General features: G+C 65.1%; 4 protein-coding genes. 3 read left to right on the top strand and 1 reads right to left on the bottom strand.

Annotated features, from left to right (window positions below):
• Positions 1-172 precede the first annotated feature (172 nt).
• On the bottom strand, positions 173-1,582 hold the full coding sequence (locus A3ES_RS0136415) for an IS1380 family transposase (protein WP_020391488.1): 1,410 nt from the start codon (positions 1,580-1,582) through the stop codon (positions 173-175).
• 879 nt (positions 1,583-2,461) lie between these two features.
• Between A3ES_RS0136415 and A3ES_RS49660 the strand changes: the two genes are divergently transcribed.
• From A3ES_RS49660 to A3ES_RS0136395, 3 genes are read left to right on the top strand one after another with little or no spacing between them, the layout of a single operon-like run.
• Positions 2,462-3,847, top strand: coding sequence for a hypothetical protein (locus tag A3ES_RS49660; protein ID WP_157630940.1), 1,386 nt, complete (start codon positions 2,462-2,464; stop codon positions 3,845-3,847).
• A gap of 2 nt (positions 3,848-3,849) precedes the next feature.
• A complete protein-coding gene (locus A3ES_RS55725) occupies positions 3,850-4,422 on the top strand; it encodes a hypothetical protein (protein ID WP_020391770.1) in 573 nt (190 codons plus the stop codon).
• Complete coding sequence (locus A3ES_RS0136395) at positions 4,419-6,356, top strand: hypothetical protein (RefSeq protein WP_020391769.1); 1,938 nt, start codon at positions 4,419-4,421, stop codon at positions 6,354-6,356. Before A3ES_RS55725 ends, A3ES_RS0136395 begins: the two co-directional genes overlap by 4 nt.
• The last annotated feature ends 24 nt before the right edge of the window (positions 6,357-6,380 follow it).

Here is a 6,380-nt window from a genome sequence, read left to right as displayed (position 1 = left end):
GCTAGCCCGGATCTTTCGTGACTCTGTCGCGGGCGGCGGCTCGCGGCTTGGTGGCCGGTTTCGGGGTTGATTCTTGCAGGTGGGTAGGACAGTGGCCCGAGTGTCGTCTCGGGTGGGCGCCGGTTCCAGGGGCCGGGTCTGTTTCGGTTGCTGTGATGGGTGGGGTGTTGTTTTAGCTGGGCGCGGTGAGGGTGTGGAGCCTGGTGAGGCCGGTGTGCAACACCGTGGTCCAGGCGCCGTTGCAGGCGAGGTGCACGATGGTGCGGCGGCCGGTCCGGGCGAGCCTGGCGGCGGTCGAGAACAGTCGCAGGCGTAGGCGTTTGGGCTCCCAGCGGCGAGCCTCGTGGGTGGTGCCGTCGGCGTCGGTGAACGCGAGTAGCTGCATCCAGGTGGTGAGTTCGCAGGCCAGAGCGACGATCGCGCACCAGATCTGATTCTGGTCGAAGTCGTGCAACGGGAGGTTTCTGAGTCCGGTGTCCTTGGCGCAGCGGATGCGGTCTTCGGCGCGTGCCCGGCGGCGGTGGCGTAGTTCGAGGTCGGCGAGTTGTCCGCGGGCCGTGTTGGTCGCGAACGCGGTGATGCGGTGTCCGTCGATGTCGGTGAGGCGCAACTGGGCGCCGGGGTGGGGGCGTTCTTTGCGGACGATCACCCGCATCCCGGCCGGCCACTTCGACAAGTTGACCAAGGCGGTGACGTCGGCGACCCAGGCGCCGTCACGGACCCGGCCATCGCTGTCGATCGCCGGTGTCCACGCCTGCTTCGGGATCCGCGGCAGGGCTTGGGCGAAGTCATCGGGCAGGGTGAACCCGACCGAGTACGACAGCCGCTGCGCCACGATCCAGTCGAGGAACTCGTGGGTGCAGCCGGCCGAGTCGGTACGGATCAGCACCCGGCGCCCCGGCCGCGTCCCCGACCGGTGTCCGGGGAGTTGTTTGAGAGCGTCACGGACCACGGCGATATGGTCAGCGGCCGTGTTCGAGCCGGCGTTCCCGGGCCGCAACCTGATCGCCAGCGGTTCACCAGACCCGTCAGATCCGTGGTCGACGAACGCGCACAACGGATGGAATCCGTAACCCCGCTTGAAGGTTGGCGCCGCGCCTTGCTTATCCGAATGCGCACCCACCAGCGTCGCGTCGAGGTCCACGATCAACGGATCCTCGCCATCGCGTCCGGTGTCCGGTGCGTGCTCACCGGCCAGCGCCCACACCCGCGCCCGGGCAGCAGCCCGCGCAGCGTTGATCGCCTTCAGCACCGCCTCGACGTCGCCGGCCAGCGCATCGACCGTCCGCGACACCGTCGGGTCCGAGGCGACCGGACCGAACAGGCCCGGTTCACCACGCAGCACCGCGATATCGGCCAGACAATCCCCACCCAACCCGAGCATGATCGCGAGATCGGCGATGACCTTGGCCGGATCATGCCTGGCCAACGGCTTACGCCACGGCACCAACGCCCCCGACAGCTCCGTGACCAGGCCACTGGCCCGGACCGCCTCGGTCAGCAACAAGCCACCGGCCTGCGACACCACACCCGATCCGGCCGCATCAACGCGGACATACGGATACAACCCAGTAGTCTTCACCTCGAAGGTGCTCCTCGACTTCGCACGACATGGTCCTAGACAAACCACATCGTCGCTGGTCAGGAGCACCTTTCAGTTCAAGGACACAGCCTCCGCCTCAACAGCCGTGAAAGCCCCGGGCTAGCCATCAACTGTCGACGTCCCACGAAGCAGAGAGACGAAGACCCATCACCATCACCGATGGCTGAGCCACCAGATCAGCGCTCCCATCACTGCTCCGCCCGTCGCGGTAGCCATGCTCTTGGTGATCCCGAGGACAGCTGCAATGGCCGCTCGTCTGGCCATCGTCCTTGGCGAGGTAGACACAAGTCCCGGCCGGGCAGCCGGGATCGGTGCGCCGCTGGCGTGTCAGCGCGGTCTGGCCCTCGCCGCGATCCCACAGAGTGCAACGACGACGACCACAAAGACACGGCACCGGCACTGGTCGCCGTACGGCGACCAGTGTGGCCGGTTCTGGCTCGGCGGTCGCGGGCGCCGACCGCGGCGGGACTGCGCCCCTCCGGACCTGGTCAGGTATGTCACGCCAGTGGTCCAGCCACCAGCGAACGCGACCGCAGACGGTCACGAAAACTTCGACGGTGACCCAGGACAGGAAGAGGCCGCCGCCGGCGGCCTCGGACAGCGCGGTGCGGGAGTAACCGGTGGCGCGGCGCATCGCCAGGAAGGAGGGACATCTGGCAACTAACGGCCGAATTGGGTGCTCGGTCCACCGTTGGGTCCGGCAGCCACCTACCTGAGCGGCGTCACCAGCGATGGAGATGACCAGCACACGGAGCTATGGGCAACCCTTTCGACGACGACGCCAAGCCCTACAGCGCAACTTACAACCGCTGACCCTGCTCTCAGACCGCCAGTCAGCCCAACGCCTCTCCTTCCGACATGCCGGACGGAGAGGCGTTGGGCAGATCCGCCTTCTATTGTTACGGAGTGTCATCCAGTCAGGCGACGACGGCAGCGGAGCTGGTAATCGCCGTGCCCCAGCCGGACGATTCTGGCGCGAGCACCGCTGACCGCTACGAGTGGCAAGCCGCGATGGCCGCCGCCGACGGACTAGCCTTGTATCTCCGATGGATCGACGTAGGCGGAGACGCCGACGCAGCGGAGCAGGCCAGGATTCTCTGCGAGGTGCATGAGGACTGGGTCGTCATGATCGACTCTGATGCTGAACTCGTGTCGGCCAAACACCGGGATCCGGCGTACGGGGCCTACACGACGATGGTGATGCTTCTGAAGGATGGCGGCCTCGCCCATCTCTTCGACCGTTGGAAGGCTCTGGGGAGAAACGCCACCTGCCGATTGGTGACGACCTCGGGCCTCGGCTCGACCGACACACAAAGCATCGAGAAGGCGATCGCCTGGCTGAAAGAGCGCCGGACTGCTGGGCAGCCTCTGACGGGCGGGCCTGATGAGCCTGCTGTTGCGAAGCTTGCGGAGGCACTGTCAGCAGCCATCAAGTCGGCAGCGAGCAAGAACACCGGCAAGGCAGCCGAGAAAGCTGACCAAGGCGACGTCTTGGCGGACGTCTACCAGTTCTTGTCGATGCTCACGATCAGCCATGGACATCCACAGCGGACGCATCTGCCTTACGCGGCTCCGGCAATGTATGCAAAGGCTGTCACCGAGCGTCTCGGGATCGCCACGCCGCCAGAAGCTGTCTGGGAGGCCGTCGTCGGCATATTCAGGTTGAGGATGCGTGCAGCAGGACCCACCAGAAGCCATGGATTGCCGACCGTGCTGCCTCAAATTGACAGCCTCTCCATGGAACCGCCTTTCAGGGCTCGCATAGTGAGCGTGGGCGATATCGATCTTGCGATCCGGAGCGCCGTGCGGACGCCTGGTGGGTATCTTCCCCTGCCTCGTGCCGTGCGGACCACGAAGGTCGCAGTCAAGATGGACGCGGGCAAGTGCTTCGACAACTCCATCGAAAGAGCCGAGGAACTGCGGCTCGCCTTCCAGAGGTATTGGCGAGATCGGCTCAGCGGTGACCCGACTGCCGGCGTTGAACGGGAGCGACTCCGCCGCTGGCTGCTTCGGATAGCCGACGAAGCGACCTCGGCTGTCGCGAACGACCTCGATCCGTGGGGCCGCCAGCTATGGTCCGAGGTACAGGCCAGGCTGGAGGCGGCGCCCGACTTCCCAGAGCTCGACCGCGAACTGCTGCTGGGTGGGATCTGCTTTCTGGTCGGAGATTGCAAGATCTGGTTCAGCGCTCGGTTCGACGTCGTGGCCGAACAGGTTCGCTTGAAGAGCGTGCAGGCGAGTTGACCATGAATCAGCTTTTCGAGGCCGACGAGTTGCTGTGGCTACGCGAGGATCTTGCCTACCACCAAGCACGAATCCTGATCCTGATCACCGCCGTCGCGGCGACTGACGGCCATCAGGGGAAGCTGGACGGCCTGACGAAACTCGCCAAGCTCGACTTCCTGGTGCGCTATCCGGGCCTCGCACCTGCGGTTCTGGATCACCTCCCCGCTGCCGATGAGCGGCTGCATCTGACGCCCCGCGACTCGATCGATCCGACAGATGTGGAAGCTCCGATGGTGCGCTACAAGTACGGGCCATGGGACGACCGGTACTACCCAGTGATCGGCGCCTTGGTCGCCCGCGGCCTGGTGCGTTACGCGACCGGTCGGCGTGGCAGCGTCGCCCTAATGCCCACCGCGACCGGCAAGCGGCTGGCTGCGGCTATGGGAGACAGTCCCGAATGGCAGGAGATCCGCGACCGTGGGCTGGCGGTCGCGGAAGGTTCAGCCGGACTCAGCGGCAGTTCACTGAAGGATTTGATCTACGAGCGGCTCCCCGCCTTGATGGATCGGCCCCAGCGAGAGGTGATCCGGTGACGGTTCACTTCCGGATCAACGCGATCCAGCTCCAGACGGTCGAAGGGCCGCTCGAATACGCCTTCCCGTCCGACATCACGATTCTGGCCGGACCGACCGGCGTCGGGAAGACGACCTTGCTCGAATTGGTCAAGTTCGGCTTCGGAGCCCGGGGCAGGTTGGCCCCTGTGGTTCGGGAGTCTGTCGAGGCGATCGCGATCGATGTCAGCATCGGAGCCGCGCAGTACCAACTCAGTCGAAGCCTTGACAGCGAGAAGCGCAAGGTTGTCCGGGTGACGGACCTGGTCAACCAGACGCGGATGCCGGATCACTACGTCGACCTCGATGGCCAGCCGAGTCTCAACAGCTTGCTGATGACCTCACTGGGTTTGTCTGACAATCTGCGGGCCGCGGCAAGGACCGGCAACAGCACCCGCCCCGGACCGCGGATCACCTTCTCTGACATCTACTCGTATCTCTACGTCGCGCAGTCCGAGATCAACCGGGACATCGCCGGCAGTGAGGACAGCTACCTCGACCCGAAGCGCAAGGCCGTCTTCGAGCTCTTCTTCGCCCTGACTAATACCGAGATTCTGAGGATGCGCTCGCAGGTGAACGAGCTCAACGGTCAGATCTCCGAAGCGGAGGTCGAGCATCGATATGTGCTGAAATTCCTCGAGGACAGCAACACGACCGCCCGGTTCGGAGCCGAACTCCAGTTGGAGGAGGCGGTCAGTAGCCAACTGGCGGCCGAGATGCGTCAGGCCGAACTGCGCTCGACCATCGAACCAGTCAGTGACCGCGAGACGCAAACCCTGCGCGATCTGCTGGAGGCGGCCGAACGCGGCTCGGCAGTTGCTCGTTCGGCAGAACTGGCGTCGAGACGCCAACGAGTCGAACTCACGACCGAACGGGAACGCGTCAGAGGCGACATCGCACGCCTCGAACGCATGCGTGATGCGGGTGCCCGCCTGGCCCGTATCGAGTTCGTGGTGTGCCCCCGCTGCATGCAGTCCCTGACCGGACGTAGCGTGCCGGATGGCTCCTGCCGCGTGTGCCTACAGGTGGACCCGGTACTGCCCGGATCGCAGACCGATCAGTACGAGACTCGGCAACTTAGGGACCAGGTCGACGAGATTGATGGCCAACTCGCCGCGCTGACGCGTCACGAGGAGGCACTGGCCGCATCGGTAGCGGATCGCCAGACATTGGTCGCGAGTTTGTCGGAGCTATTGGAGACCCGTACTGCGGCCCGGATCACGCCGCGCCTGCAGGCGTTCGACGACGCCGCCAACAAGCTCGCGACCGCCCGGGCCAGACAGGAGCAGCTCGAGATCGTCCTGCGGCAATGGGACCGCGCGGACGATCTGGGGTCTATCGTCGACCGGCTTCGCACCGAACGCGACCATCTCCGCACGGACTTGAAAGAGTCCGTGGAAAGCCTGAACCGCCGGCACGGAGAAGTTCTCGCGGACCTCGATGCCGAGTTCCTCGCGACCGTCCACGAATTGGGCATCCCCAGCATCAGAACCGCGACGATCCACCCCCGAACCTACCTGCCGATGCTGAACGGCGAGAGCTTCCGTGAGGTGAGCGCCGGCGGTGGCATCATCACCGCCACTCAGGTCGCCTATTGGATCGCGCTGATCACAGTCGCTATCCGCAGGGGCGACACCTACTATCCGGCTTTCCTGCTGATCGACAGCCCACGCTTGGCACTCAACACGGCCGAGGCTCTAGCCGTGGCGCTCTACCGACGCATGGTGAATCTGGCGCAGAGCCTCCCGGGGCGCCTGCAGTTGATCGTCGCCGATAACGAACTGCCCAAGGACGATCGCCGAGCCGCTCGCGAGATCAAGTTCGACTACAACAACCCGACGGTGTCGACGATCCAGCACCCAGGCCCAGCCGGCGTCCGGACGATCCACGCCGACGAAACCTTGGTTGCCGACTGATGACTGAGGCCTGGGTGAACTTGG

This window comes from Kribbella catacumbae DSM 19601, assembly GCF_000372465.1.
GTDB lineage: Bacteria > Actinomycetota > Actinomycetes > Propionibacteriales > Kribbellaceae > Kribbella > Kribbella catacumbae.
Note: the sequence above shows the minus strand (reverse complement) of the source record. Positions and strands in the feature narration are given on the sequence as shown.

Coding starts and splice junctions, on each gene's coding strand:
- A3ES_RS49660 (WP_157630940.1), top strand. CDS start 2,462: ATGCCGGACGGAGAGGCGTTGGGCAGATCCGCCTTCTATTGTTACGGA.
- A3ES_RS55725 (WP_020391770.1), top strand. CDS start 3,850: ATGAATCAGCTTTTCGAGGCCGACGAGTTGCTGTGGCTACGCGAGGAT.